This window comes from Shewanella piezotolerans WP3 (assembly GCF_000014885.1).
Classification (GTDB): domain Bacteria; phylum Pseudomonadota; class Gammaproteobacteria; order Enterobacterales; family Shewanellaceae; genus Shewanella; species Shewanella piezotolerans.
Genome location: NC_011566.1, coordinates 3,138,747 through 3,164,769 on the forward strand (window position 1 = coordinate 3,138,747; position 26,023 = coordinate 3,164,769).

The 26,023-nt window shown below is 42.6% G+C and carries 20 protein-coding genes; 16 read left to right on the top strand and 4 right to left on the bottom strand.

All coding sequences use genetic code 11. The annotated features are described in order from the left end of the window. Window positions 1–306 precede the first annotated feature (306 nt). Complete coding sequence (locus tag SWP_RS23220; protein WP_020913065.1) at window positions 307–4,254, top strand: PKD domain-containing protein; 3,948 nt, start codon at window positions 307–309, stop codon at window positions 4,252–4,254. Window positions 4,255–4,278: 24 nt separating this feature from the next. Here the strand turns inward: SWP_RS23220 and SWP_RS13410 are convergent, their stop codons facing one another. The 3 genes from SWP_RS13410 to SWP_RS13420 form a co-directional block, all read right to left on the bottom strand. Continuing rightward, window positions 4,279–5,817, bottom strand: coding sequence for a winged helix-turn-helix domain-containing protein (locus SWP_RS13410; RefSeq protein ID WP_020913066.1), 1,539 nt, complete (start codon window positions 5,815–5,817; stop codon window positions 4,279–4,281). A 146-nt stretch (window positions 5,818–5,963) separates the two neighbouring features. Next, window positions 5,964–6,308, bottom strand: a complete 345-nt coding sequence (locus SWP_RS13415; RefSeq protein ID WP_020913067.1) for a hypothetical protein — start codon at window positions 6,306–6,308, stop codon at window positions 5,964–5,966. Between the two features lie 73 nt (window positions 6,309–6,381). Then, window positions 6,382–6,846, bottom strand: a complete 465-nt coding sequence (locus tag SWP_RS13420) for a hypothetical protein (RefSeq protein ID WP_020913068.1) — start codon at window positions 6,844–6,846, stop codon at window positions 6,382–6,384. A 352-nt stretch (window positions 6,847–7,198) separates the two neighbouring features. Here SWP_RS13420 and SWP_RS13425 point away from each other — a divergent pair, with 352 nt between their 5' ends. The 5 genes from SWP_RS13425 (at window position 7,199) to SWP_RS13445 (ending at window position 13,982) form a co-directional block, all read left to right on the top strand. Further along, the gene (locus SWP_RS13425) at window positions 7,199–8,362 is read left to right on the top strand and encodes an efflux RND transporter periplasmic adaptor subunit (protein ID WP_187148500.1); all 1,164 of its coding nucleotides are present in this window, start codon (window positions 7,199–7,201) and stop codon (window positions 8,360–8,362) included. Between the two features lie 4 nt (window positions 8,363–8,366). Next, window positions 8,367–11,429, top strand: a complete 3,063-nt coding sequence (locus tag SWP_RS13430; RefSeq protein WP_020913070.1) for an efflux RND transporter permease subunit — start codon at window positions 8,367–8,369, stop codon at window positions 11,427–11,429. 225 nt (window positions 11,430–11,654) lie between these two features. Beyond that, a complete protein-coding gene (locus SWP_RS13435) occupies window positions 11,655–12,581 on the top strand; it encodes a hypothetical protein (protein WP_020913071.1) in 927 nt (308 codons plus the stop codon). Continuing rightward, a complete protein-coding gene (locus tag SWP_RS13440) occupies window positions 12,578–13,468 on the top strand; it encodes a DMT family transporter (protein WP_020913072.1) in 891 nt (296 codons plus the stop codon). Before SWP_RS13435 ends, SWP_RS13440 begins: the two co-directional genes overlap by 4 nt. Window positions 13,469–13,556: 88 nt before the next feature. Continuing rightward, window positions 13,557–13,982 (top strand): hypothetical protein, encoded by a 426-nt coding sequence (locus SWP_RS13445; RefSeq protein WP_044555919.1) that lies wholly within the window; start codon window positions 13,557–13,559, stop codon window positions 13,980–13,982. On the opposite strand, the gene SWP_RS13450 is transcribed toward SWP_RS13445, so the two are convergent. Further along, on the bottom strand, window positions 13,975–15,900 hold the full coding sequence (locus tag SWP_RS13450; RefSeq protein WP_020913073.1) for a DNA repair helicase YoaA: 1,926 nt from the start codon (window positions 15,898–15,900) through the stop codon (window positions 13,975–13,977). The two genes, SWP_RS13445 and SWP_RS13450, sit on opposite strands and share 8 nt — an antisense overlap. A gap of 548 nt (window positions 15,901–16,448) precedes the next feature. On the opposite strand from SWP_RS13450, the gene hisG reads away from it, so the two are divergent. From hisG to SWP_RS13500, 10 genes are all read left to right on the top strand, one after another. After that, complete coding sequence (gene hisG / locus SWP_RS13455) at window positions 16,449–17,348, top strand: ATP phosphoribosyltransferase (RefSeq protein WP_020913074.1); 900 nt, start codon at window positions 16,449–16,451, stop codon at window positions 17,346–17,348. 4 nt (window positions 17,349–17,352) lie between these two features. After that, window positions 17,353–18,672: a histidinol dehydrogenase gene (gene hisD / locus SWP_RS13460; RefSeq protein WP_020913075.1), complete on the top strand. Its 1,320-nt coding sequence runs from the start codon at window positions 17,353–17,355 to the stop codon at window positions 18,670–18,672. After that, window positions 18,669–19,721 (top strand): histidinol-phosphate transaminase, encoded by a 1,053-nt coding sequence (gene hisC / locus SWP_RS13465; protein ID WP_020913076.1) that lies wholly within the window; start codon window positions 18,669–18,671, stop codon window positions 19,719–19,721. The genes hisD and hisC overlap by 4 nt, the downstream gene beginning before the upstream one ends. 73 nt (window positions 19,722–19,794) lie before the next feature. Beyond that, window positions 19,795–20,874: a bifunctional histidinol-phosphatase/imidazoleglycerol-phosphate dehydratase HisB gene (gene hisB / locus SWP_RS13470; protein WP_044556448.1), complete on the top strand. Its 1,080-nt coding sequence runs from the start codon at window positions 19,795–19,797 to the stop codon at window positions 20,872–20,874. Further along, window positions 20,871–21,581: an imidazole glycerol phosphate synthase subunit HisH gene (gene hisH, locus SWP_RS13475; protein WP_020913078.1), complete on the top strand. Its 711-nt coding sequence runs from the start codon at window positions 20,871–20,873 to the stop codon at window positions 21,579–21,581. Before hisB ends, hisH begins: the two co-directional genes overlap by 4 nt. 2 nt (window positions 21,582–21,583) lie before the next feature. Further along, window positions 21,584–22,321: a 1-(5-phosphoribosyl)-5-[(5-phosphoribosylamino)methylideneamino]imidazole-4-carboxamide isomerase gene (hisA, locus tag SWP_RS13480; RefSeq protein WP_020913079.1), complete on the top strand. Its 738-nt coding sequence runs from the start codon at window positions 21,584–21,586 to the stop codon at window positions 22,319–22,321. Then, window positions 22,303–23,076, top strand: a complete 774-nt coding sequence (gene hisF / locus SWP_RS13485; protein ID WP_020913080.1) for an imidazole glycerol phosphate synthase subunit HisF — start codon at window positions 22,303–22,305, stop codon at window positions 23,074–23,076. The genes hisA and hisF overlap by 19 nt, the downstream gene beginning before the upstream one ends. Window positions 23,077–23,115: 39 nt before the next feature. Next, window positions 23,116–23,757, top strand: coding sequence for a bifunctional phosphoribosyl-AMP cyclohydrolase/phosphoribosyl-ATP diphosphatase HisIE (gene hisIE / locus SWP_RS13490; RefSeq protein WP_020913081.1), 642 nt, complete (start codon window positions 23,116–23,118; stop codon window positions 23,755–23,757). A 262-nt stretch (window positions 23,758–24,019) separates the two neighbouring features. Then, window positions 24,020–24,727, top strand: coding sequence for a type 2 periplasmic-binding domain-containing protein (locus tag SWP_RS13495; RefSeq protein WP_044555920.1), 708 nt, complete (start codon window positions 24,020–24,022; stop codon window positions 24,725–24,727). 148 nt (window positions 24,728–24,875) lie between these two features. Next, a complete protein-coding gene (locus SWP_RS13500; RefSeq protein WP_020913083.1) occupies window positions 24,876–25,979 on the top strand; it encodes a phosphoribosylaminoimidazolesuccinocarboxamide synthase in 1,104 nt (367 codons plus the stop codon). Window positions 25,980–26,023 lie beyond the last annotated feature (44 nt).

Below are 26,023 nucleotides of genomic sequence, written 5' to 3' on the forward strand. Positions count from 1 at the left end.
AAACTGACAAAATAACACTTAAGCAATAGCTAAATCATTATTTTGAATACAACCCCTTAATATTTAAAGGTTAATAAAGAGATCCCAACAATCCCTTGTACTCTCTATTAAACTGTTGCACAATTGTGACAGCGCTGTCAATTCAAAATTGTATACAAATTAGCGCAAATAATCTGGCGTAGTCTATGTCGGTTTTTGTTGTTGTATTATTTTCTTTATGAGGTAAATAAGGATTTAGAAAAACTGATAACGAGGTAATTACGTTCTCAAATTAATCGAATAATCAAATGGAACTGGTGATTCAAGATGAGATCTATAACATTAATTCGTTACCCTTTATTAACGTGTAGCGTGGTCCTATGCAGTAGCCTGTTTAGCCACTCGAGTCATGCAACCCCGGGCACACCGACCATCGCATGGATGGAAACCAATTATGCAGCCCCTGCAAACTACGCCATAAAATGGGATATGTGGTGGGGTACTAACGGTAACTCATGGTATCTATTAGAAAATAATAGTGTGATCCATAGTGCCACTATTACTGCTAACGGGCAAAATGCTCAAAATGCCCTGTTTAATGTCCAAAACTCTTCAGCAGGACAATATGACTACCAAGTAAAACTCTGTGATTCAAGTGTGACACCGGAATCATGCAGTGTTAGCAGTATCAAAACAATCACCATTACAGGTGATGCTATCAATCAAGCCCCAGTGGTCAATGCTGGTGCGGATCAATCCATTGAGCTCACAGCATCAGCGACATTAACAGCAAGCTTTAGCGACGATGGCTTATCAACGCCTATAACTCAAATTTGGTCTATGGTTTCAGGGCCAGGCTTGGCAAGCTTCACAGATAGTAGCGCAGCCACTACCAAAGTGACTTTTGATACCCAAGGCAGTTACACATTACGCTTTAGCGTAAATGATTCAGAGTTTTCTAGTAGCGATGAAGTCACGGTAACGGTCAGTCCAGAGCAACCCAACCAACCCCCTGTTGCAAATGCTGGTTTAGATCAAACAGTTACGGTAGCGAGCGCTGTAAATCTACAATCAAGTTTTACCGATGATGGAAAATCAGCTCCGATCACTCACCTGTGGAGCCAAATATCGGGCCCAGAAACAGTTAATTTCAGTGATCACACTGCAGCGAACCCAAGCTTTAATGTGGCAACTCTGGGCAGTTATGTACTTGAATATACGGTTAACGATGGAGAGTTAACCTCTTCTGATCAAGTTTCAATTACAGTTGAAAACACAAACAATATTGAAAAACCAGATGTGGTAGAAATTGCATGGAGGACACCAGAAGTCGCTCTTACAAACGGCAAAGCAGAAATCGCCATCACTTGGAATAAGTATTCGGGGATCAGTGGCACATCTTGGAGCTTGTCGCAAAATGACGCTAATGTTTACAACGCCAGCATTAGTCCTAATGGCAATAACCTACAAACAGCCTCGACTCAAGTAACCGTCACCAAAGCTGGTAGCTATCGCTATGTGGTCAGCCTTTGCAATGGCGTTAGCACCGAAAAAATATGTAGCCAGAGTAATCCATTGGTGGTCACGGTCACAGGTAGTGGCGGAGGCACCGCGCCATCAGCTTGTAATAATATCGAAGATTCAGATCCATGCCTTCCCAATAGAGCCGACCCTGTTGCTCTCGCGGTTAAGGGCTGGCCCAACTACCTTGCGATGGGATCAATAACCGATAACAATTTAGCGTTAAATCAACCATTCTCTAGCGCTAACTTGGATGCAATCTTTAAATATAGTGGTGATGGTATGGGTGACCGAGGCAGAGTTATTGAGCCTACAGTGACCTTACAGACCATCAAGCAAGCTCGGCAAATTGAAGCACTAAACGGTAGTAAGGTCATGCCCACTATGGTGGTTTATACTGCCAATGCTAGTGGCGGCGGAGTCGCAACCGAAGATATTACTGATTATGCCAACCTAGTCATGCACTATCAGAACCTTATTCGCCTAGCGGCGGTGATCCAAGCCCAAAAAGATAATGAGCACCCTTACCCAGCTTCACTCATCCTTAATGCCGATCTCTTTGGAGAATGGCAAAAAAGCCAAACGACACAATTTAAGGAAGCCTTTGGTGATAGCACTGGCTGGACAAACATTGCCGTTAAACAAGCATTAAAAGAAGCAATAACCAAAGAAAGCAATTATCAACTCAATCACAATAACGGCGGTACTGTCTCGCTAAATACATTATATGACCTACAACAACTCAAAACTGAAATAGACACTGCTATGGAGGATAATATTAAAGGCTGGGTGCAATCACAGAACTTTATTATTAAGCGCTTTAGCCCCGATGTATCCTTTAGTTGGCTAGTTAACCTATGGAATCCAGGAAGCGCCAATTGGGTGCATAAGGACTACTCTGGTCAACAAGCAGTCTGGAATGCTGCAGCAATGAGCGTAGCCAAATTTGTTGATTGGATCGGTGCATATGACAACAACGCTTATCAACCGGATTATCTCACTTTTGATAAATATGAACGAGACGGCTTCTCACCTATTGGCCGAGCAAACTATGCCTTCGGCGCCAAAGAGTGGCAAAACCTGCTCACCAACGTAAAGCAGATCACAGATCACTTAGATACACCCGCGATGCTATGGCAAATCCCCGGTGGACATATGCCAACCAATGGCGAAGATATTGGCAATTATGACCTTCAAAACAGCGCATCAAGTGCAGGAAGCTTTTTTATGGGCGATGCACAGATTGGAAGCCAGGTCAGTAATATCCGACCTGAAATACTCAACATAACCTTGAATCCAGCGGTATATGAGGGAGCCGTTTCTGTAGAGGCATTACTTAATCAATCTGCAAACTATGACTGGAGTCAAAACCAATTACGCCAAAGTGCCTATAGCAATGTGTTCTCCATCTTATGGGGCGGTGGCTCAACAACGGCGGTCGTACCGATCAATACCAATGGTAATGGAGACAACAACTGGCTACGGGACAAAATCATCAGTTATAAAACTGAAGGAAAAATTCCGTTGTATCATACTCAGTCAACAAGTAGTTCACAGCCTTTGACTGCCATTGCGCAATTGAATGCTGATTTAAGTGCAATATCTTCGAAAATGAATAACGAAGTGTTCTTGTATGAAACGCCAGAAAGTACTTGGATTCCATCGACTATTTACAAATGGGCTGACTTTTTAGCCGCACTAAACCCTATGCATAACGTCGGCATAGGCGACGTTAAGTTTTGGCTTACAGATCCTGCAGCCGACGACGCGACTAATATCCAATACGCAAAAGTCGCAATTGCTGCATTTCTGGCGCAAAGCATGAAGGAGACGATTCAATATAATGCTTGTGATGAGAATAACTGGTCTATTAATACTGGTGACCCTGTTAACTATCCTCTCTCTTCCTCTTGCGGCCAGCTAGGTCAGGTTTACGCCGACTACGGCACAAATGCCCAAGGTATTGATAACCCCTACTCCTGTCCACGCAACGACAAAATGGAGATCTCCGCACTCACTCACGCCAAGTGGTATGGAGCCCCTGCACCACTATTTACCGCTCCAGATGCGGTATTGCAAGAGCAAGGACTGCTGGTCAATGGCTATGTTGGTAGGTGGGACTATCAAACGCATTGTAATGTTTCACCTACCGAGATAGATGTTAATGCCCAAGTCTACCAACGTGAAGAGTGTAAAGCCTACGTCGGCCAAAAAGCGGGGAAATTTGTTTGGGATGGCAGCGCAGAAAAATCTGTACAGGGTTGTGGCTGGTGGGGCCGCGGCGTTATTCAAACCACTGGACGACTTAATTTTGGTAAGCTCAATCACTTTATTGGTCGAAGTCATGTCGCGGCGGACAAAGTTGGTCGTGTCATTGACGGTACGGTAGTTAAAGCAGCACCTAGTAACCCACTGTATGCCGATCTTGATTTATGTTCAAACCCTCAACTGATTTGCAGTACACAAGAGCACAAAGAGATTAAGTGGATAGCAGGTTTGTTTTTCTGGATGAATGAGGTTCAAGGCTACGATAATACTGGCGGCCCTTATGCATCATGGAACTATCATGAACAGCTTAAGGCGTATGTTGATGGTGGACTTAAGGGCAGCAAGTTTATTGATGATGTATCAGGCATTGTTAATCGTGGTTGTCCCGACTCCACTTGCCCCGTCAGTGGTGCGGTTGATGGGTTAGCTAAACGTAAAGAGAATTTTGTCAAAGCCCTCAAAGCAATGGGGCTTGATCCTCAGTAATCGTTACCAACAAAAATAAATGGGTCATTTATTTTGATCTTCTACGACAGACTCAAGCTGGCTTAGCAGCTTGAGTCTCATTTTGCTCAAATCACTATAGAACAACAGACTTTCTGCGAAATCTAACACTCTAGGTGTACCTGATTCATGCAAGGCTTGATAGTAAAACTCCTCTGCCGATGCAGGATTACCAAAGGACTCCGCCAATTTAGCCCTCAAAATATATGTCATGATTGTATTGTGAGTATGAGGGATTTGATTCAGATGCTGCACCGCTTCGATGGGCAGATCTTTAGATAATGCATGTAAGGCCATAGCTTCATAGACCTTAAAAGATTCAGGTGATTCAGATATCTGCGGTAAAATCTGTTCAAAATCACTGTTAAGTGAATTAATACTATCAATTGATAAATTTGACTTACCTAAATAGGCTATCGTCATGTTGTATATATAATTCATTGATAACAGGTAATGGCTCGTGGGGTCGATTTCTAACGCTTTCGCAAGTAAATCAATCGCATCAAACTGCTTATCATAACTATGTAAAGTTCCAATAGCTTCAAGTGACAACGCTAATGCTGCTGGCTCTTCGGGCATGTCACGTAAAACCAAATCTATTTCAGATTTAGCAATATCAATATTAAAAGCATCGAGCACATCATCTATCATCAATTTTATACTGTGTTTTAAGTGCTTTTCACTGATAGGGTACTTTCTATCTAAATGTTGATAATTAGAGATTTTGTTAAAGTATTCAATATTCACATAATCGATACCGTTTTCCCGAGTGACGATAAAAGAGAGTTTTTTAGCTGCTATCAAATGATCTTTCGGGTTAAATGATACCCTATAATTAACATTATACTTAAGATATTCAATTACTTTGAAGATAACTCCATTCTGCAATGAGGCATTAGCGAGTGAATTATCGATTGATGCTTCTATCACTCTAGGCTCTAAATCAGCATAAACAACATGCTCTACTGATGGTTGCTTGCCAATATCAGCCCGATTGAAAAAAACCACCAAAACCGCCACAGCAATCAAAGCGCCTACTATTGCCAATGAACTAGAAAATCGTACACTTTTTGCAGATTCTACTGCAGTAGTAGGCTCCTCATTTTCAGTAGCTTTCTTGTGTTTAGTCGCTTCTTTAGCAGCAAAGTTGCTCTTTTGTTCGGCATTGCTCTCTACTATTTTATGCGCCGCATTAAGGACTGTTGGTGCAGTTTTAACTTCGTTGACTACCTCCACGTCAGTATCAAGTTTATAGCCACGCTTAGGGACCGTGATGATGTACCCTTGTAAATGCTGATTATTAGTCTTAAGTATTTTTCGAAGTTCAAAAATAGCTTGGGTAATGACTTGATCTGTAAGGATAGAACCTTTCCATACATGATCGATTATTTCATCACGACTCAGTGTTGTTCTAGGATTGTCACAAAGAAAAAGTAGCAGGTTGGATAAACGATTGTCGATTAGGATCTCTTGCTCATCGAGAACAAGCCTATTTTCATGAGGCACAAAAAACCAATTATCGATTCTATAACTTTGCTTGTGCATCTAATGCCCTAACGTCCTGTCTCTTTAGGGTTATACTAGGCGGTTTTGAGGAAAAATCAATAACCTATCTAAGCCCCAGGAAGATAGAGTATTCAAACCTTTCCTGGGAACTCATAGTCTGCATGCTCGCTATTAAACGTTACCGATTAACCAATCCCTTTAATGAAAACCACTTCATTGCCTTTATCAACCACATCGACTTTGCCAGCTTCAATCAGTTTAGTTTCAACCACAATAGACTCTTTACCCTCAACTTTAGGCTGTCCTGTTGCAGCGTCAATTACAATTGCAGCGCCGACTACCGCCCCAAACGCAGCCCACGGGTTAGCTTGGTAACCAGGTGAAACCACTACGGCGTTATGATGATTGTTAACAACAACAGTATTGTTATTTCCACAATATCGACTGCCATTGACCCATCGACAACCAGCAAAACTTGAGGAGCTAAAAACAATAAGCATAGCGCTACATATAAATATAGATTTTTTCATAAAACATCCAAAATAAAAATAGTTGCAGCATTCAGTATGTTAGTGTTGAATACCGTCAATACCTGAATAACGATTAGAGGCTATATTCAGTGACCTTGGCAATATACTCACTAAAGCCATGATAGTATTTATCGCCTTTTAGTAATGTTGTTGAAAAATATGCAGGATGATTATTATTTAGGTGCTTTTCAACATTATCAGTCAAGTCTTTCAATCCATTAATGCTGTATATGTAATACGACTTGGCTTCATGTAAGTCTAATTCAACAGCCTCTTTATCAGTAACTCTCTTGATAATTGTATACTCAGACATATAGTCTGTTTCTTCTGTTATATCGTTAAAAGAATCAGATACTGTTGCAATATATATATTGTCGTTTATTTCAACCTGCTCAAGTTGATTCATCTCTTTATTGAAAATTTTTATATCACCTTTATCATTATCAATACTTGCAGCGTTAGCAGACAATGAAGTTATGGCAACTAATAGTAATGCAGCACTTTTCAATGTAAAAGTACGAGGATTAAGCTTTCTCATAATGTTTCCTGTTAAAGTAAATGACTAACCAGTTGTTAGTTTATCGACAATTCTACGCCACTAGCACTTTAATACATCAAAGAAGCATAACCAAAAAATAAATTCTGCGATTTATATATCAAGTTGCTGTATTAAAAGAACTTAAACACAAGCCACACTATAAGAACAAAAATGTAAATATAAAACTGATAAAGACCAATAACAATCTAAAACATGAACCAACATATCTTTTATTAAACTGTTATTTTTTACTAATTTTTTTCTTCTGCCATTCCATTAATCTCTCCCCCAAGTTATGAGTTCTGGAAATGAACAGAATCATTATCAACATCTTTATCTAAGCGAGAAAAAAATGTCTAAGAAAGCTACCCTCATAGGTGCAATATCAATGTTAACTATTCTTGTCGTTGTATTTGGCTTTAATACATTTAAGCAGAATATGATTAAAACAAAACTAGCAGCCTATAAACCAGCTCCTGCAGCAGTAACATCTGTTACCGTTAAAAACAGCAACTGGAAAAAAACTATTAGTGCTGTTGGCCATATATCAGCTGACCAACAAGTTAATATTACGCCGCAGTTATCTGGCCAGGTACGCAGCATTTCATTTAAGTCTGGTGATATTGTAAAACAGGGTAGCATACTTGTTCAATTAGATGATCGATTACTCCAAGCTAATAAAAAAACTAACATGGCTAATTTAAAACTATCGAAAATTGAATATCAACGCCAATTAAAGCTATTGAAAACAAATAGCACATCTCAGGATTCGGTAGATACTGCTGCAGCAACGTTAGCAACTAGCCAAGCTGATGTTGAATATATTAAAACTCAAATTGACTTCATGCAGGTTAAAGCACCTTTCTCAGGAAAAGTTGGGATCCGGAAAGTCAACAAGGGGGACTATATACAACCAGGCACTACAATAGTAGAACTACAAAACCTAACCGAGCAATACATTGACTTCTCCATTCCGGAAATACAACTAGCGAACGTCAAAATAGGTCAAAGGGTGACATTCACAACTGACACCTATAATGGCCAAAATTTTGTTGCTCACATTGTAGCAATTCAACCTTCTGTTGATAGCCAGTCACATAACTTAGATATCCGTGCAAAAGTAGAGCAAAGCGCAAAATTAAATAAAGTTTCTTTTATTTCAGGTATGTATGTGGAAGCGATTATTGATACGGCTTTAGAAGTCTCTCTGATCCCTGTCCCCAATATTGCAATTACCTACTCACTTTATGGTGATTCGGTCTACGTACTAAAGGCTGACTCTAAAGTCGCCAGCACTAATCATAAAGGGCTGTTTGAGTACCGTATCGAACGCCGCGCGATTACGACAGCAGATGAACATAATGCTTGGGTAGGCGTAACGTCAGGGTTGGCAGCAGGTGAGCAGGTCATCACCTCTAATACTCAAAGTTTGAAAGATGGCGCCACTGTACTTGTCAATAACAGTCGATCTATTAACCAAGCATCTACGCTTAACAAAAATAAAGCAGAGAAGTAGTAAGATGAATTTTACCGATCTATTTATCAAACGCCCTGTTCTTGCAACTGTGCTTAGCCTGTTTTTATTGGTGCTAGGTCTTAAGGCTTTTGGGATGCTGCAAATTAGACAGTACCCTGAACTAGAGACTGGTGTCATAACCATTACCACTCAATATCCTGGCGCCAGTGCGTCCAGTGTGCAAGGCTATGTCACCCAGCCTCTACAAGCTCAAATTGCGCAGACTGCGGGTATAGACTATATGACTTCAGAAAGTAGCTTAGGGACTTCACTGATTACGGTAAACCTCAAGCTAGATTATCCGTCAGATAAAGCATTGACTGAAATTCTATCTTTAGTACAACAAGTTAAATACCGCCTACCAGCAGGCGTTCTCGATCCAAGTATTTTAAAATCAACATCACAATCACCAATTTTGTACCTATCGTTCTCGAGTGACACCTTGTCAACTGAGCAGATCTCCGACTATATCAGTCGCGTAGTCAAACCCACCATCTCAACAGTTAGCGGCGTGTCAAAAATTGATCTGTTAGGGCAACGCGATTTTGCAATGAGAATCTGGTTAAACCCAACAAAAATGGCAGCTTTTGGCATTGTTGCAGCCGATGTACAAAATGCAATAAAAGGTAATAATGCTGTCAGTGCTGCAGGAAAAATAAAAGACAAATATATTGAAGTAGACATAAACGCCCATACTGACGCGGCCTCAGTGGAAGCGTTTAAGCAGATAGCACTAAAAGCCAGTGATGGCCGCATTATCCATATGCAGGATATCGCCACTGTTGAGCTTGGCGCCAATAGTTACGATGCCCTAGTAAACTTCAACAGCAAACCGGCGGTATTGACTGCTATAAGTAATACCTCAAATTCAAATCCGCTCAATGTAGCAGCAGATGTTTACAAGGTGTTACCAGGCATTATCGATAGTTTGCCTGAAGGTATCGATGCAAACGTCACCTATGACTCAACCAAATATATTCAAACATCAATTGATGAAGTGGCCAAAACACTCATAGAAGCAGCAATTATTGTAATTATAGTTATCTTTGCTTTCTTAGGTTCTATGCGCGCTATGATGCTGCCACTTGTTACCATTCCACTGTCGTTGATAGGTGCGATGTTCTTCATGTTGGCAATGGGCTTCAGTATTAATATTTTGACACTGTTAGCAATGGTACTGGCGATTTCACTGGTTGTTGATGACGCAATTGTCGTGGTTGAAAATACCTTTCGTCACTTAGAGGACGGAGTTGACCCTGTAAATGCAGCGATTATAAGTGCCCGTGAAATTGCTGGGCCTGTTGTCGCCATGACCATAACCTTAGCGGCAGTGTATGCACCTATTGGATTTATGGGGGGATTAACGGGTAAGTTATTTACCGAATTCGCGTTTACCTTAGTCGGCGCGGTGCTCATTTCTGGCTTTTTGGCGCTCACATTAACGCCAATGATGTGTTCAAAAGTGTTGAACAAAAGTACCCTTGAAGGCAAGCTCGTCAAAAAAATCGATGCCAGCATTGCCGTCATTACTCGCCATTATACGCACATGTTGACCTTGCTCCTAGAAAACAGAAAGCTTGTATGGCCCTTCGCCGCTACAATTTTGGTGGCATTGATATTTATGTTTACCCATACCGCTTCAGAACTAGCGCCACAAGAAGATCAGGGCGTCATGATCATGATGGGTAAAGGTCCAACAACAGCGAATACTGATTATCTTAATCACTTTACTCAGCCATTGACCAAGATTGTAAACGCTTATCCAGAGAAAGATATGGATATGATGGTTAATGGCTATCAAAATGATCAAACTTTCTTCGGGTTAGCCGTTCTCAAGGATTGGAGTGAGCGAGATGCTTCAAGCAAAGAGATCATGAAGCGTTTCCAAAGTGACATTAGCACTCTACCAGGGCTGCAAGTGTACACTTTTTCACCTCCCGACTTACCAGGCACAGCTCAAGGTTTACCGTTCCAAATGGTGATAAAGACACCGACTGGTAGCTATGAAGATCTATATCAATTCGCAGAAAAAGTTAAAGACTATGCGATAAAAAGCGGCAAATTTATCTACGTTCAAAACGATTTAGACTTTAGCAAACCACAGGTCGAAGTGAATATTAACCGCGATAAAGCCGCCTTAATGAATGTTGATACCCAGCAAATAGGATTAGTGTTATCACGCTACTTAAGTGAAGGGTTTGTCAATTACTTCGCGTTAAACGAACGCAGTTATCAAGTGATCACTCAAGTGCCACAAGATGACCGTCGTATTGCAAAAGATTTAAAACAGTACTACGTAAAGTCAGCCAATGGTCAAATGGTGCCGTTAGCCTCACTGGTTACCATCACTAAGAGCGTTCAACCATCAGCTGTTGATCAATTTCAGCAATTAAACAGCGCAATGATAGAAGCGAAAATGATGCCAGGCGTCAGTATTGGTGAAGCTTATAGCGTTATGGCTGAAGCTGCAGAGCAAATATTACCCAAGGCATACAGTACCGATGCCTCAGGTCAATTGCGTCAGTTTTTAGAAGAAGGTTCATCGCTAATCGCCACGTTCTTTCTTGCCATTATCATCATTTACTTGGTTTTGGCTGCGCAGTTTGAGAGTTTTAGAGACCCTCTTATTGTTTTAACCAGTGTACCCTTGTCTATTTTTGGAGCCATGCTTCCGCTGTACTTTGGTATTGATACGCTCAATATCTACACCGAAGTCGGTTTAGTTACCTTGATAGGTCTAATTAGTAAACACGGGATTTTGATTGTGGAGTTTGCTAACCAACTGCAAGCAGAAAAAGGTTACAGTAAACGCGAAGCTGCTATAAAAGCTGCTGCAGTAAGACTTAGGCCTGTACTAATGACAACCGCGGCTATGGTTATTGGTGTAGTACCGCTACTTATCGCAGTAGGCGCTGGCGCCCAGAGCCGTTTTGCTATTGGCTTGGTTATTACCGTGGGAATGTCAATTGGCACCATGTTCACGCTATTTGTATTGCCAACGGTCTATACCTTCTTAGCACAGGATCATAGACCAAGTAGCGATATTTCGGCGAGCCCCGCAGCCTGATATCAGTCAACAGACTCGCTTAGCTCCTAAGCGAGTTAGATTTTCCAGAGCCTAGAGCACTTATCTAGGCTTTGTGCTACCTATCTAAAGCATATTCAGCCGCTGAATTCTACTGCGTATAAATTGATTTTGACCTAAACAGCCTAACCGATTATGGTAGCGCTCTAATTAAGAATAATAATAAATATAGGGCGCTCCTGCTTTGCAGAAGCCGTGAACAATGCCATGTCATCATTTACATTAAAATCCATTTTTCAATCTAGCTCATCGTTGTTTGCCGTAGTACTGCTCAGTGTGGCTCCTTTAGCACAAGCTGCTTCTTCTTTTTATGCGACGCAAGAATTGCAATCTCAGTATCCACAAGCATTTGCACTTCAGCCCGAAGCGCAAGCCTTTGTGGAAACAGCACAAGCTAAAACGATTGAAGATGCCAATAAACTAGTTGAACTCATCCTCGCCGATGATGACTTAGTATCCGCCCTTTCTAACTGGCGCCAACTTTCTATCGACCAGCAGATCCCTCATCTGCGTAAAGTCTTTGCACTCGAATACCGCTCAATGGGGATAAAAAAGCCAAAACTTGTCATAGATAATCATAGTTACCCTAATAAGATGGTTTACTTTGATTTTAATCCATTAGATTTCTCACCATTAGTGGCAGACACCAATCAGCTCAAAACGGGCACAGTTTATTTAAACCCTGAGAAACTAGCCACTCAAGATAAATTTGCGAGTTTGGCGTTTTTGATCCACGAAACTCGGCATTCTTATCAATTCCAATTAGGACAGATAGCTCAAAAGAAAGAAGAGGATGTACTATTGGCTTCAGGGTACGTGGCAGCTTTTAATGCCCAGAAATCATTAACAGGTTTTGGCTTTAGCGACTTTTTAACCCTACTGAATGAATATGAAGCTTTCCAATATGGTAATTACGTTTTAGGGCGTTTAACCCACTGGAAATTAGATCTTACCAGCATGGGCACTTTTGCCAGCCAGTTTGATTCTCATGGTCAGCTAAAAATTGATCTATTGCAGCTTTCAAGCGATAAGCATCACGGTGATACAATCGCCCCGCAACCGAGTTTGCTTGAAAAATACAATCAGGCTGCTAAGGCCCAATATCAACAACGCCAAGCAGCTAAGACACTATGAGTAGCCAGCACTCGCTCGCCTTTATGTTGCTTGCGGTAATGTCTGCGGTATTAATGGCGACCATAGGTGTGTTTGCGCGTTACGCAGCCCTGCCCGCTGAACATATCACTTTCTACCGCTTAGTGATTGGTGCAGCCTGTATGCTTGCGTTTATGCTGTTAAGTGGAAAAGCGGTGCAAGTAAAACACAAACCTAGCAAACGCACTATTATCAACGGCGTAATGTTAGCGGGTTTTATGGTGTTTTATGTGCAGGCCATCAGCTATATCAGTATGGCCAACGCGGTAATGCTTATCTACCTCGCGCCTTTAACTTCCGCAGCCTTTGCTCACTTTGTTTATAAAGAGAGGCTCACGCAGATAAATTGCGCCCTTATAGTGCTCGCACTTTTAGGCTTTGGCCTCATGCTGCCCAATAATCTAGACAGTGATAACCAGCAACAAACGCTTGGCTACCTTTACGCTACTTTGGCGATGCTCAGTTATTCAGGCTTTATGCTAATTAACCGTAAGCCAAGTCAATCAACCCCCTACCAAAGTACCTTGATACAACTCAGTGTTGGTGCTATCTGCCTACTGCCTTTCGTTCTTCAGTCACCGATTATTCCTTCACTAAACCAGTGGGGCTGGTTGATCGCGATTGGTGTACTACCGGGCTTTTTAGCAATACTCTTCGCAGTTAAAGCACTTCGAGTCTTGCCTGCTATTTCCTTTGGCACTCTCGCTTACTTTGAGCCAGTCGCCGTCGTTATATTTGCTTGGTTTTTATTTGACGAAACTCTTGTTTCGATTCAGCTTATTGGTGCTCTGATGATTATATTCGCAGGTATCAGCCAAGGGGTTGTGATGCGGGAGCAGCAGTCAAATAAATCCATTAAGATGGAGTAAAACACCAACCTATAGGTCATTTATGGACTAGATTTAAACAAAGTCTTTATTGTTAAAAAATGGTACCCGCTATTCATATAGGAGGGATATGCGCCAGATCACCTTAGATTGGTTTCGACTATTTCGCTATTCATTACTGTTCATTGTCTTTAGCCTGATAGTGACAGCTTTTATGCTGCTCTACTTTTCAGCAAGTCTTGAGGAAGCCTGGCATAAAGGGCTAATGCTGACATTTGAAGAGTTAGAAATCTCTTTGGAATTAAGCTTAACCCTGTTTATCTATATCAGTTTCCCAGTGCTTTTATTCCGGTTTATGTATTATTTTTCGAAAATGCTCTATCGTGGCAGGCAAGAAGGAGTAGGAATTATTACTTATAAAACCCTATTTAACCCGCTAAACTTTCTGTTATTCCCCAGCTTGCTTAACTCTCAGGGACTTTTGTATCGACGGCGCTGTATTTTGGCGCTGCTGCTACTGGTGCTCATCTACTTGGTCATCATTTTAATCACTTAATCTGCTGTAAAAATTTAACGGCATTATTTAGTTCTCGAGTTCTTGCCATCGGTGGCAATGAATTTAAAAATGCTTGACCATAGGGGCGATGAACAATTCTGTTATCACATAAGATTAATACCCCTTTATCTTTCTCATCACGAATTAAGCGCCCAACGCCCTGATTGAGTGAAATAACCGCTTGTGGCAGCGAGATCTCGGTAAAAGGGTCTTTGCCCTCTCTGGCGACACTCTCGCTACGAGCACGATAAAGATTATCCTCGGGTGAAACAAACGGCAGCTTATCAATGATTACGCAGCTAAGTAGCTTTCCTCGTACGTCTACCCCCTCCCAAAACGCACCTGTTCCTAATAGTACTGCATTACCCAATTGGCGGTATTTTTTCAGCAAGCTTTGCTTATTAGCTTGCCCTTGTACTAGTAGTGGATATGAAACTCGACGCTGCAGAGCGACAGCAACTTGATTCAACATTCGATGGCTAGTTAAAAGGATAAAAGTTCGTCCCTGAGCCGCTTCAATCGCTTGCACGCAAACGTCAACAAACTGAGGTAATATCGTACTGTGATTACTCACGCTAGCCAGATGGCGTGGCACGCAAAACAGGGCATTGTTGGCGTAGTCAAAGGGGCTTTGTAGCAGTAACTGGTTACAATTTCCTATCCCGAGCTGCTTGGTGAACAGACTCAGATCTTGATTAATCTGTAGCGTAGCAGAAGTGAAAATCCACGCGACTTTTTCATCAAATAGCTTTTTGCACTCTTTTGCGACATCGATTGGTGCAATCCTTAACATCAAGTAACGATGCCCATAGTCAATACTATAGGCTGCTTGATTGTTCTCACACAAAAAAAACAGTTCGAGTTTAGCGGTTTGAGCATCCAACTTTTCGAGTGCATCATCTAAATTATCACTGCGACCGACATGGCCCTGTAATACACTTTTTAACGTGGTTAACTCTTTTAACAAAGACCAAGATAGTGTTGATAGCGCTTTGTTACTTAACATTCTTCGCCAGTCAGTCTCACCCTTTTCGAAAAGTGCTTGCTGCCAATCATTGAGCAAAGTTAAGCAACGGGCGCTTAGCAGTTCTATCTGCTTAGCATCGCGAAGTTCTGTGCGATAAATATCAGCAAATTGTTGCAGTAAATCCGCAATCACTCTAGTTGAGCATTGCTGTCCAAAATAGGTCACTGCAATATCTGGCAGCAGATGAGCTTCATCAAAAATAACCACATCGGGATCTGGCAACAACTCCGCAAAGCCTGTTTCTTTAATAATTTTATCAGCTAGAAATAAGTGGTGATTCACCACGATAATCTGGGCGTCCATGGCTCGATTTCGGGCTTTCCGAGTGAAGCAAACATCGTAGTGTTCACAGCGTTGACCTATACAGGTTTCCTTAGCACTGCTTACCAATGGCAGCGCCTGTGAGCTTTCAGATACAGCAGCTAAACCACCAAGATCACCATCGGTTGTTTGACCCGCCCATTGATTAATCCTCAATAGATCGTCAAGAATTTTAGAGTCCATTGAACTCGCACCCGACAGCTCTTTGTCCATCAAATATTGACAGAGGTAGTTATTGCGACCTTTCAATAAAGCCACTTTAGGTGACAATCCTAGCATTAACAGTAATGCGGGTAGGTCTTTGTAGAACAGCTGCTCTTGCAGGTTCTTACTGCCTGTGCTGACAATAATTTGCTTATGACTAAGTAGCGCGGGGATAAGATAAGCAAAGGTTTTACCAACGCCAGTGCCCGCCTCAACCACAAGGTTTTGACTACTTGATATAGATTGACTAACCGCTTCTGCCATTTGTTGTTGTACTAAACGCAGACTAAAACCTTTAATTGCTTTAGCTAATGCACCATCAGCTGAAAATGTCGCTAAAACCTGTTGTGTTAATCTCGCGCTCAAAATCACCTGTTCTTAGTGGTCTTAGTGGCCAACATCTTTGTCATTAAAAGGGATACCGCTAGAGTGTAACGTATGCTGCTTTAGGCTTATAGCGCTTCATACTCGAATAACACCAAAAAATGTCGAAAGCTGCTAGCTATCAATTGTTCTCTTCTAGAAACAATGTGCATACTCGCCTTGCCTAAAGTGAAAGAGTGACATTTAGATGAACATTACTCATCTGCCAAAATTAATGGTTGCAATCAGTTATAAAACTGATTAATTTAAATGCATCGGCAACGAAGAGTTATCTCAGTTGCAGATATTATGGCCATCAGGCCCAACAGAATATTAAGAGTAGAGAAAAAGAATATGATACAGCTTCTGAACACTATCCATCATCATCACCATATGCGGTAGCCTTCGGAAGCTCACTGCCGAAGGACTGATTCCTTCTGGCGGTTGATTCAAAATATCAAAAACCCCTGGAAGGAATTCCAGGGGTTTTTTGGTTTTAACTTAACAATTTGTTTTATATGAATTTTTGAATCAACTTAAAGGAAGTATCCATGTCAGAGTCAAACAGATTAAGAATCGCTATCCAAAAATCAGGTCGTCTATCAAAAGAGTCTCTGAAATTACTAAAGAGCTGTGGCGTGAAGTTTAATATCAATGAACAGCGCCTTATTGCCCACTCTGACAACATGCCTATCGATCTACTTCGCGTCCGTGATGATGATATTCCAGGCCTTGTAATGGACGGTGTTGTCGACTTAGGTTTTATTGGCGAAAACGTGTTGGAAGAGGAACAGATTGAACGTCAATCACTAAACAAGCCATCTGAGTGCATCAAACTACGAGAGCTTGATTTCGGCGCATGTCGTTTATCACTTGCTGTACCAAACGAATTTAATTACCAAGATGCCAGCTCGTTAGAAGGGGTGCGCATTGCAACCTCATACCCCAACATTCTACGTCGTTATATGCAGCAAAAAGGCATTAGCTACAATGACTGTATGTTAAAAGGCTCTGTTGAAGTGGCTCCAAGAGCTGGGCTGTCTGATGCCATTTGCGATTTAGTATCAACCGGCGCCACTCTGGAAGCTAACGGCCTGTATGAAACAGAGGTTATATACCAATCTACCGCTTGCCTTATCCAATCAACCACTAGTCAGCCAGATGATAAGCAAGCGCTTATTAACAAAATCCTGTCTCGCATCAACGGCGTAGTACGTGCAAAAGAGAGTAAGTACATTTTGCTACACGCACCAACTGAAACGCTAGAACAAATTGTCGCGTTACTTCCCGGCGCTGAAAACCCAACGGTATTACCACTCAATGATGATACCAATCGCGTTGCAATCCACGCCGTTAGCACCGAAGACCTGTTCTGGGACACCATGGAACAGCTCACCCAGCTAGGTGCAAGTTCAATTCTTGTCATGCCTATTGAAAAAATGATGGGGTAAGTTGATGGACATTCTCAATTGGCAAACGTTAACGGCAACGGCTAAACAAGACGCACTGGCAAGATCGCCGCTCATCGGCGACTCAAACCTTGAACAAACTGTTGCTAACATTATCGATGAGGTAGTGACTGATGGCGACAATGCATTGCGCAATTTTGCCAAACAGTTTGACGGCGTTAATATCGAGAACCTTAAGCTATCAAAGGAGCAAATAGCTCAAGCTTGCCAAGCTGTACCAGCGGAGCTTAAACAAGCGATAGCTCAAGCTAGAGCCAATATAGATAGCTTTCACCAAGCGCAGGTCTCTAGCCCTGTTGATGTTGAAACCCAGATAGGTATTCGCTGCGAGCTAAGAAGTGAGCCAATTGAGAAAGTCGGCCTCTATATACCCGGCGGCACAGCGCCGTTAATTTCGACGGTTTTAATGTTGGCACTACCGGCCAAAATTGCTGGTTGTAGCAAACGCATTTTAGTCAGTCCTCCACCTATTAATAATGCTATCGTCTATGCAGCAGATGCTTGTGGCATCACTGAGATCTATCAAGTTGGCGGTGCACAAGCGATTGCAGCCCTTGCCTTTGGCACTGATTCAGTGCCTCAAGTTGATAAAATATTCGGTCCAGGTAACCGTTTTGTCACTGAAGCTAAACGTGCAGTTAGCCAAGATAGCCGTGCAACGGTCAGTATCGATATGCCAGCAGGCCCTTCAGAGGTGCTAGTCATAGCAGATGCAAAAGCCAATGCCAGCTTTGTGGCAGCTGACCTGCTATCTCAAGCCGAGCACGGACCTGACTCGCAAGTGATGTTAGTGACAGACTCTATCGAAGTTGCCAATAAGGTTAATCAAGCATTAGAGCAGCAACTGTCTGAGCTTTCACGCGCTGAAGTTGCCACTACGGCACTAAGCTGTAGCCGTACGCTGCTGGTCAATGATATGACGGAGGCAGCACAGGTCTCTAACCTATACGGGCCTGAACACCTGATTATCCAAACCGAGCAGCCAAGGGCCGTATTAGCGAATATTCGTGCTGCGGGCTCAGTATTTCTAGGGGCTTATACGCCGGAGTCAGTTGGAGATTACGCCAGTGGAACTAACCACGTATTGCCGACATATGGCTACAGCAAAACGGTGTCAAGTTTGTCGCTAGCAGATTTTAGCCGCCGTTTTACGGTACAAGAGCTAACTGCGGACGGCCTCGCGAGCATAGGCAATGCCGTGATGACACTCGCCGCTGCAGAACAACTCGATGCTCACAAAAATGCAGTGGCGCTGCGTCTTGCATCGCTTAATATCGCTAACAACGATACTTCGGAGGCATCATGAATGCTCTTGCACAACGCTTAGCTAGACCAGAGCTTTTAGATTTGGAAGTCTATCAATCTGCAAGGCGTATTGGCGGTCAAGGTGATATTTGGATAAATGCAAATGAATCACCATTTAATAACACAGATTTAGTGGGCGTAAATCGCTACCCAGAATGCCAGCCACCAGCATTAATCGATGCTTATAGCCGCTATAGCAAGGTGCCAAATAACTGTATCTTGACCGGTCGCGGCGCAGATGAAGCGATTGAGATCCTCATACGTACATTTTGCAGTCCAGGTATCGATACCATCACAACTTTTGGGCCGACCTATGGCATGTATGCCATTAGTGCCAAAACAGCCAATGTTGCAGTCAATGCTTTACAACTGACGGATGATTTTCAGCTACCTACTGATTATATGGCACAGATTGATAAGGGGTTAAACAGCAAGATTGTGTTCATCTGCAATCCGAATAACCCAACCGGTAGTGTGATTGCAAGAGATGAATTAATTAAAGTCATCGATAGTAATCCCCAGCAGCTAGTGGTAATCGATGAAGCTTATATCGAATTCAGTCCTGAGTATTCTGTGGCAGATTTAGTCGCAAATAAAAGCAATTTGGTGGTGCTGCGTACCCTTTCAAAAGCATTTGCACTGGCAGGCGCTCGCTGCGGTTTTTTATTGGCAAACCCTGACATTATCGATATGTGCATGCGAGTCATCGCTCCCTACCCTGTACCACTACCAGTCAGTGAACTTGCGGTACAAGCTCTTAGTCCCGATGGTTTAGCAACCATGCAAGCCCAGGTTGATGAGATGAATCAACAAGGTCAACGATTAACACAAGCGTTGCAGGCCTATGGTGCCAAAGTGGAAAAAGCGCACGGCAACTACGTATTGGCGCAGTTTAATGACAAGCAAACTGTTCAACAAAAGTTAACTCTAGCTGGCGTTATTGCACGAAGTTATAACGACAAACGCTTAGCAAACTGTATTCGCTTCAGCTTTTCCAATCAGGCGCAAACCGACTACTTAATTGGCCTTTTTTCGGCGCCGAATGAATAAAAATAATCATGGCTTGGCAATTATGGTAAACGCCCAGTCCAAAAAATTAAAAAATCTGAAAGGTATTACCGCTATGAAACAGAAAATTCTCTTTATTGATCGTGACGGCACCATTATCGAAGAGCCTGTGACCGATAAACAGGTCGATACGTTAGCCAAACTGGTATTTGAGCCCAATGTCATTCCAGCACTATTGAAGCTGCAAACTGCCGGTTATCGCCTGGTGATGGTCAGTAATCAAGATGGATTGGGCACACCGTCTTTTCCAAAAGATGACTTCGATGCACCGCAAGATATGATGATGCAAATATTGAGTAGCCAAGGGGTAAAATTTGACGATGTCCTTATCTGCCCGCACTTCGATGATGAAAACTGCAGCTGCCGTAAACCCAAATTGGGGCTAGTCAAAGAGTACTTGACTACTGGCCGCATCGATTTCACCCAGTCAGCGGTTATTGGCGACCGTGAAACTGATATGGGACTGGCTGACTCAATGGGCATTCAAGGGCTGCAATACAACCCACACAGCCTAACTTGGAACGACATAGCTGAAAAACTACTCAGCAAAAATCGTGTCGCGACAGTCGTACGCACCACTAAAGAGACCGACATTAAAGTCACCATCGATTTAGATTCTGGCGTTAAAGGCTCCATCAATACTGGCATTGGTTTTTTTGATCACATGCTAGAGCAGATATCGACCCATGGTAATTTTAAGATGGATGTTAACGTTGATGGCGATTTAGAGATTGATGATCACCATAGCGTTGAAGATACAGCGCTCGCTATAGGCGATGCTCTGCGCCAAGCATTAGGCGATAAACGCGGGATTGCGCGCTTTGGTAATGCATTTGAGCAAGCTATTCCAATGGATGAAGCCAGCGCCGAATGTTTACTGGATCTATCGGGCCGCCCGTTCATTAAATTCTCAGCGGAATTTGAACGTGAAATGGTCGGTGCGATGGCCACCGAAATGGTGCCACACTTTTTCCGTTCATTCTCAGACGGGCTGCGCTGTACTTTGCACCTTAAAACCTTAGGCGATAACGATCACCACAAAGTAGAGAGCTTGTTTAAGGTGCTGGGCCGTACGCTACGTCAAGCCGTCGCCATTGAAGGTGATGCATTGCCATCGAGTAAAGGTGTGCTATGAGCCAGCTAGAGAGTGATAAGCTAACAAGTGATGCGTCAGTCGCCGGCACAACGGTGATTATCGATACTGGCTGTGCCAACTTAAGTTCCGTTCGCTACGCATTTGAGCGATTGTTATCTGCTGATGAGCGCAAAAACCTCAGCGTTACCGATGATATTGCAGCAATAAAAGCAGCCACTCGCGTCGTGTTACCCGGTGTGGGTACAGCAGGCGCGGCAATGGCATCACTGCGAAACAAAAACTTAGTTGAAGTAATTAAATCACTTTCTCAACCGGTGCTAGGTGTCTGTTTAGGCATGCAGATGTTAACCCGATTATCGAAAGAGCGCGGTGCGACAACTGAAGACTGTCAGTGTCTAGGGCTGATCCCAACCGAAATAGAAGAACTCGATAGCAACGGTTTACCTCTGCCACATATGGGCTGGAATCAAATAACCCCATCTGAACACCCTATTTTCGACGGGATCAGCGAAGGTGATTATGTGTATTTTGTCCATAGCTATCGAGCACCAATAGGTGAATTTACTATTGCCAGTGCAGAACATGGTGAGCAATTTAGTGCAGCGATAGCCAAAGACAACTTTATCGGCTTGCAGTTTCACCCAGAAAAAAGTGCAACGGTAGGCGCGAGAATGCTGAAGAATTTCCTCAATATGTCGGCAGATACTTGTAATCAAAACAACAATTCAAACCAGTGTGAGGCGTAAAGATGATCATACCAGCAATTGATCTTATAGAGGGTCAAGTCGTTCGTCTTTACCAAGGCGACTACAATCAAAAAACAACGTTTAATTTAAGTCCGTTAGAGCAGCTACAAAGTTATCAGGAGCAAGGTGCTGATTTGCTGCACATTGTTGATTTAACGGGTGCAAAAGACCCGATGAAGCGCCAAACACAGCTTATCGCCAGCTTAGTGCGAGAACTAGACACACCGATACAGGTGGGCGGTGGCGTGAGGACCGAAGCCCAGTTAAGTGAGTTGCTGGAGATAGGTGTGAGCCGCGTGGTGATAGGCTCTCTCGCCGTCAAAGAACCAGAACTCGTCAAAAGCTGGTTTGTAAAATATGGCAGCGACGCGATCTGTTTAGCACTCGATGTGAACATTAATGATCAAGGTGAGAAAATAGTGGCGGTATCAGGTTGGCAGTCTGGTGGTGGTAAAACACTTGAATCCTTAGTGGCTGAGTTTAGTACCGTCGGCCTTAAACACGCCTTAGTAACAGATATTAGCCGCGATGGTACTCTGAAAGGCGCCAACACCGAGCTTTATCAGGAGATAAGCACTGCATACCCAGAGATTAACTGGCAAGCCTCTGGTGGCATTGCAACCCTTGCCGACGTCAATGCAGTCAAGGAGAGTGGCGCTAATGGCATCATTATTGGAAAAGCATTGCTTATCAATCAATTTACCGTTGAGGAGGCTATTACATGTTGGCCAAACGCATAGTCCCCTGCCTCGATGTAAAAGAGGGTAAAGTGGTAAAAGGGGTACAGTTTCGTAACCACGAAATCGTCGGTGATATCGTGCCCCTTGCGGCTAGATATGCGGATGAAGGCGCCGATGAACTGGTGTTCTATGATATCACCGCTAGCGCCCATGACCGTGTTATTGATAAGTCTTGGGTAAGCCGAGTAGCCGAACGTATCGATATTCCGTTTTGTGTAGCGGGTGGTATTCGCACCATCGAACAAGCTCGTGAGAAGCTGGCCTTTGGCGCGGATAAAATTTCAATTAATTCACCCGCGCTCACCGATCCAAGTTTAATTGAACGTTTACAAGAAGAGTTTGGCCGCCAATGTATTGTTATCGGTATCGACTCATACTACGACCACATCAGTGACAGCTATAAAGTAAAACAGTTTACTGGCGATGAGGCAGCCACTAAAGACACCCAATGGTATACCCAAGATTGGGTGGAAGAGGTACAAAAGCGCGGCTGTGGTGAAATAGTGCTGAACGTGATGAACCAAGATGGAGTGCGTCAAGGCTATGATATTGAACAGTTATCAATGATCCGCTCTCTATGTGACGTACCACTAATTGCTTCCGGTGGCGCGGGCACTATGGCGCATTTTAAAGATGTCTTTGCCCTTGCTAAAGTCGATGCTGCACTTGCTGCCAGTGTGTTCCACAAAGGCATTATCGATATTCAAGCGTTAAAGCGTTATCTGCGTGACAATCAAATCGCTGTGCGCGTTTAAACTAGCGACACATAAATAAGTTCGAATTAAGGATGCAAAATGACATCGCTTTATCAAACAAATCAGCAAGACCGTGAATTGGTGAATCAATTAGACTGGGCCAAAACAGACGGTTTAATACCCGCCGTGGTACAGAATCACTTAACCGGCAAAGTATTGATGCTTGGCTATATGGACAAGGCAGCATTAGATAAAACTCTAGCCACAGGACAGGTCACCTTTTTTAGCCGCAGTAAACAGCGCTTATGGACTAAAGGCGAAACCTCGGGCAACACGCTCGACCTAGTTGCTGTCGATATGGATTGTGACAATGACAGTTTATTAGTTCAAGTGATCCCAAATGGCCCTACCTGCCATAAAGGCACTGAAAGCTGCTGGACGGACGGTAATAGCCATAGTTTCATTGACAATCTCAGTGCATTGATCGCTTCTCGTAAAGGGCAAGACCCGAAATCAAGCTACACAGCTTACTTGTTTGGGCGTGGCACTAAACGTATTGCGCAAAAAGTCGGTGAAGAGGGGCTTGAAACTGCATTAGCAGCCGCAACAAATGACAAACCAGAACTGATTGATGAAGCATCCGACCTCATATACCACTTACTGGTGTTGCTCGAAGATCAGGAGCTTTCACTCGAAGATGTCACTGCCAACCTAATGAAGAGGCATAAAGACGCAAAGTAAACATGCGAGTAAGTACCTGGTTAACTATACCTTTAGTGATCCTCATCATTGCTATAGTTAACCAGAATAACAATTTAAGTAATAACCTCAATAATGAGAACAACCAAGATGAAGGTTAATCAGTTTTCTCACAATTACAGTTACATACCACAGGAAAATCATTATACTCTAAGCAGTTTTAGTCCCAATTCAGTGGGTGGGTATTATCAAATATTTGCTGTTCACTACTTTAATAACATATGCCCTCACTGTTCAGGCTGCAATGGCTGAAAAACTAGACTATTTAATCATCGCCAACCAAGCTGAGCCTTTTCAAATTAATAATGATGCAGCTCAAACTGGGGTTATCACTGATATCATCGCTAGCCTCGCACAAAAAAAACCGTTAGAAATCTACCCACAAGTCATGCCATTCAAACGGTACCTATATGAAATTAAAAAACAAACCTATCTAAACTGGATAAGCTATGGCTCACCGACATGGCGCTCTGCCGACGGTAATTGGGCTCAGAATAAACGTCTTTCTAATCAATCATTGTTCAGTGCCAAACATATAATGGCCACCTTAAAAGGCAACGATCAAATAACCGGATTTAACAGTGCCTTATTAGGTAAAACGGTCATTTTACTTAAAGGTTTTAAATACTCTGGTTTAGAACCTATGATCGAGCAATACCAAATGAAAGTACTAGAGTCAAATAGTCATAAGAGCGCGTTGCTAGCACTGAAAAACTCAAGGGGGGACCTGTTTATCGAAATGAAGAGCCGAGTACTATATAGCCTTAAACAACAGCAGATAGACCCAAGCTTATTCAAGTTTACAGGTATCAGCGATACTATCGCGCCCGTTGACATTCATTTTAGTTATGGAGATGGGGTACCAAACGAGCTGGTTGAATGGATAGATATGCAGATCTTAATGATGAAAGCCAATGGCGAAATCACTGACATTTTAAACCACTATCAGTAAAACATTCCTAGAGGCTGTTAATTTTCTTTTATTAAGAACACTGTTTTTATCCGCCATAAAATAGCGATCACACTAGTGTTGCCAAATCTAACTTCTGATACAATCTGCGCCACTAAAATTAAGCTTCTCAATAATAAAAGTGTGCCCTATGAATCTTGCAGATAAAGTTTTAGTCGTAAATGACAACCTACCCATTCGTACCGACAAACCAGTTCATTCTGGTAAAGTTCGCAGTGTTTACTGGTTAACTCCCGAAGACAGTGCTCGCTTAATCAAAGACAAAGGCTATGACGTTCCCGCTGACGCACCATTAGCAATAATGGTTATCAGTGATCGTATCTCTGCGTTTGACTGCGTGTGGCAAGGTGAGAATGGCTTAAACGGTGTTCCTGGCAAAGGAACGGCGCTTAATGCAATCTCAAATCATTGGTTTAAGCTATTCAAAGAGAAAGGCTTAGCTGATAGCCATATTCTCGATATCCCACATCCTTTAGTGTGGATAGTACAAAAAGCCCGTCCAGTGATGATTGAAGCGATTGCTCGTCAATATATTACTGGTTCAATGTGGCGCTCATACACTAAAGGTGAACGTGAATTCTGTGGTATCACCATTCCTGAAGGCCTAGAGAAAGATCAAAAGCTACCTGAGCTACTTATTACTCCTTCGACTAAAGGTGTGCTAACGGGTCTTGAAGGTGTACCAGAAGCTGATGATGTCAACGTATCGCGCAGCGACATTGAACGTCATGTCGATGGCTTTAATTTCAGCAGTCTTAGCGATATTGATCTTTACGAGAAGCTTCTAAAAGAAGGCTTTGATGTGATTAGCGATGCATTAGCAGAGCATGACCAGATTTTTGTCGATACCAAATTTGAATTTGGCTATGTTAATGATGCTGCCGGTAATGAGAAACTTATCTATATGGATGAAGTTGGCACGCCTGATAGCTCTCGTATATGGGATGGAAGTTCTCATCGCGACGGCAAAATCATTGAGCAATCAAAAGAAGGGTTCCGACAGTGGTTACTTAATCACTTCCCAGATGCAGACATCTTACTCAATAAGAACCGCATGGAAGAACGCTTTGCCTTAGCAAAAGACAATAAGCTCCCTGAGTCAGTGATGATGGACATCTCTAACACTTATGTTGGCATTGCAGAAAAAGTGATTGGCGAAAAGCTACACATTAGCGAGAACCCTAAGCAAGAAATCATCGATATTTTACGCAGTGAATATCAACTGATCGTTTAAGAATGTTTCTTTGTTAGTAAAAAGCCGCAATGAATATTGCGGCT

Coding starts and splice junctions, on each gene's coding strand:
- SWP_RS13500 (WP_020913083.1), top strand. CDS start 24,876: ATGAATCTTGCAGATAAAGTTTTAGTCGTAAATGACAACCTACCCATT.
- hisG (WP_020913074.1), top strand. CDS start 16,449: ATGTCAGAGTCAAACAGATTAAGAATCGCTATCCAAAAATCAGGTCGT.
- SWP_RS13415 (WP_020913067.1), bottom strand. CDS start 6,308: ATGAAAAAATCTATATTTATATGTAGCGCTATGCTTATTGTTTTTAGC.
- SWP_RS13445 (WP_044555919.1), top strand. CDS start 13,557: ATGCGCCAGATCACCTTAGATTGGTTTCGACTATTTCGCTATTCATTA.
- hisH (WP_020913078.1), top strand. CDS start 20,871: ATGAGCCAGCTAGAGAGTGATAAGCTAACAAGTGATGCGTCAGTCGCC.
- SWP_RS13430 (WP_020913070.1), top strand. CDS start 8,367: ATGAATTTTACCGATCTATTTATCAAACGCCCTGTTCTTGCAACTGTG.
- hisIE (WP_020913081.1), top strand. CDS start 23,116: ATGACATCGCTTTATCAAACAAATCAGCAAGACCGTGAATTGGTGAAT.
- SWP_RS13440 (WP_020913072.1), top strand. CDS start 12,578: ATGAGTAGCCAGCACTCGCTCGCCTTTATGTTGCTTGCGGTAATGTCT.
- SWP_RS13495 (WP_044555920.1), top strand. CDS start 24,020: ATGGCTGAAAAACTAGACTATTTAATCATCGCCAACCAAGCTGAGCCT.
- hisA (WP_020913079.1), top strand. CDS start 21,584: ATGATCATACCAGCAATTGATCTTATAGAGGGTCAAGTCGTTCGTCTT.
- hisB (WP_044556448.1), top strand. CDS start 19,795: ATGAAACAGAAAATTCTCTTTATTGATCGTGACGGCACCATTATCGAA.
- hisF (WP_020913080.1), top strand. CDS start 22,303: ATGTTGGCCAAACGCATAGTCCCCTGCCTCGATGTAAAAGAGGGTAAA.
- SWP_RS13425 (WP_187148500.1), top strand. CDS start 7,199: ATGTCTAAGAAAGCTACCCTCATAGGTGCAATATCAATGTTAACTATT.
- SWP_RS23220 (WP_020913065.1), top strand. CDS start 307: ATGAGATCTATAACATTAATTCGTTACCCTTTATTAACGTGTAGCGTG.
- SWP_RS13435 (WP_020913071.1), top strand. CDS start 11,655: ATGTCATCATTTACATTAAAATCCATTTTTCAATCTAGCTCATCGTTG.
- hisC (WP_020913076.1), top strand. CDS start 18,669: ATGAATGCTCTTGCACAACGCTTAGCTAGACCAGAGCTTTTAGATTTG.
- hisD (WP_020913075.1), top strand. CDS start 17,353: ATGGACATTCTCAATTGGCAAACGTTAACGGCAACGGCTAAACAAGAC.
- SWP_RS13420 (WP_020913068.1), bottom strand. CDS start 6,846: ATGAGAAAGCTTAATCCTCGTACTTTTACATTGAAAAGTGCTGCATTA.
- SWP_RS13410 (WP_020913066.1), bottom strand. CDS start 5,817: ATGCACAAGCAAAGTTATAGAATCGATAATTGGTTTTTTGTGCCTCAT.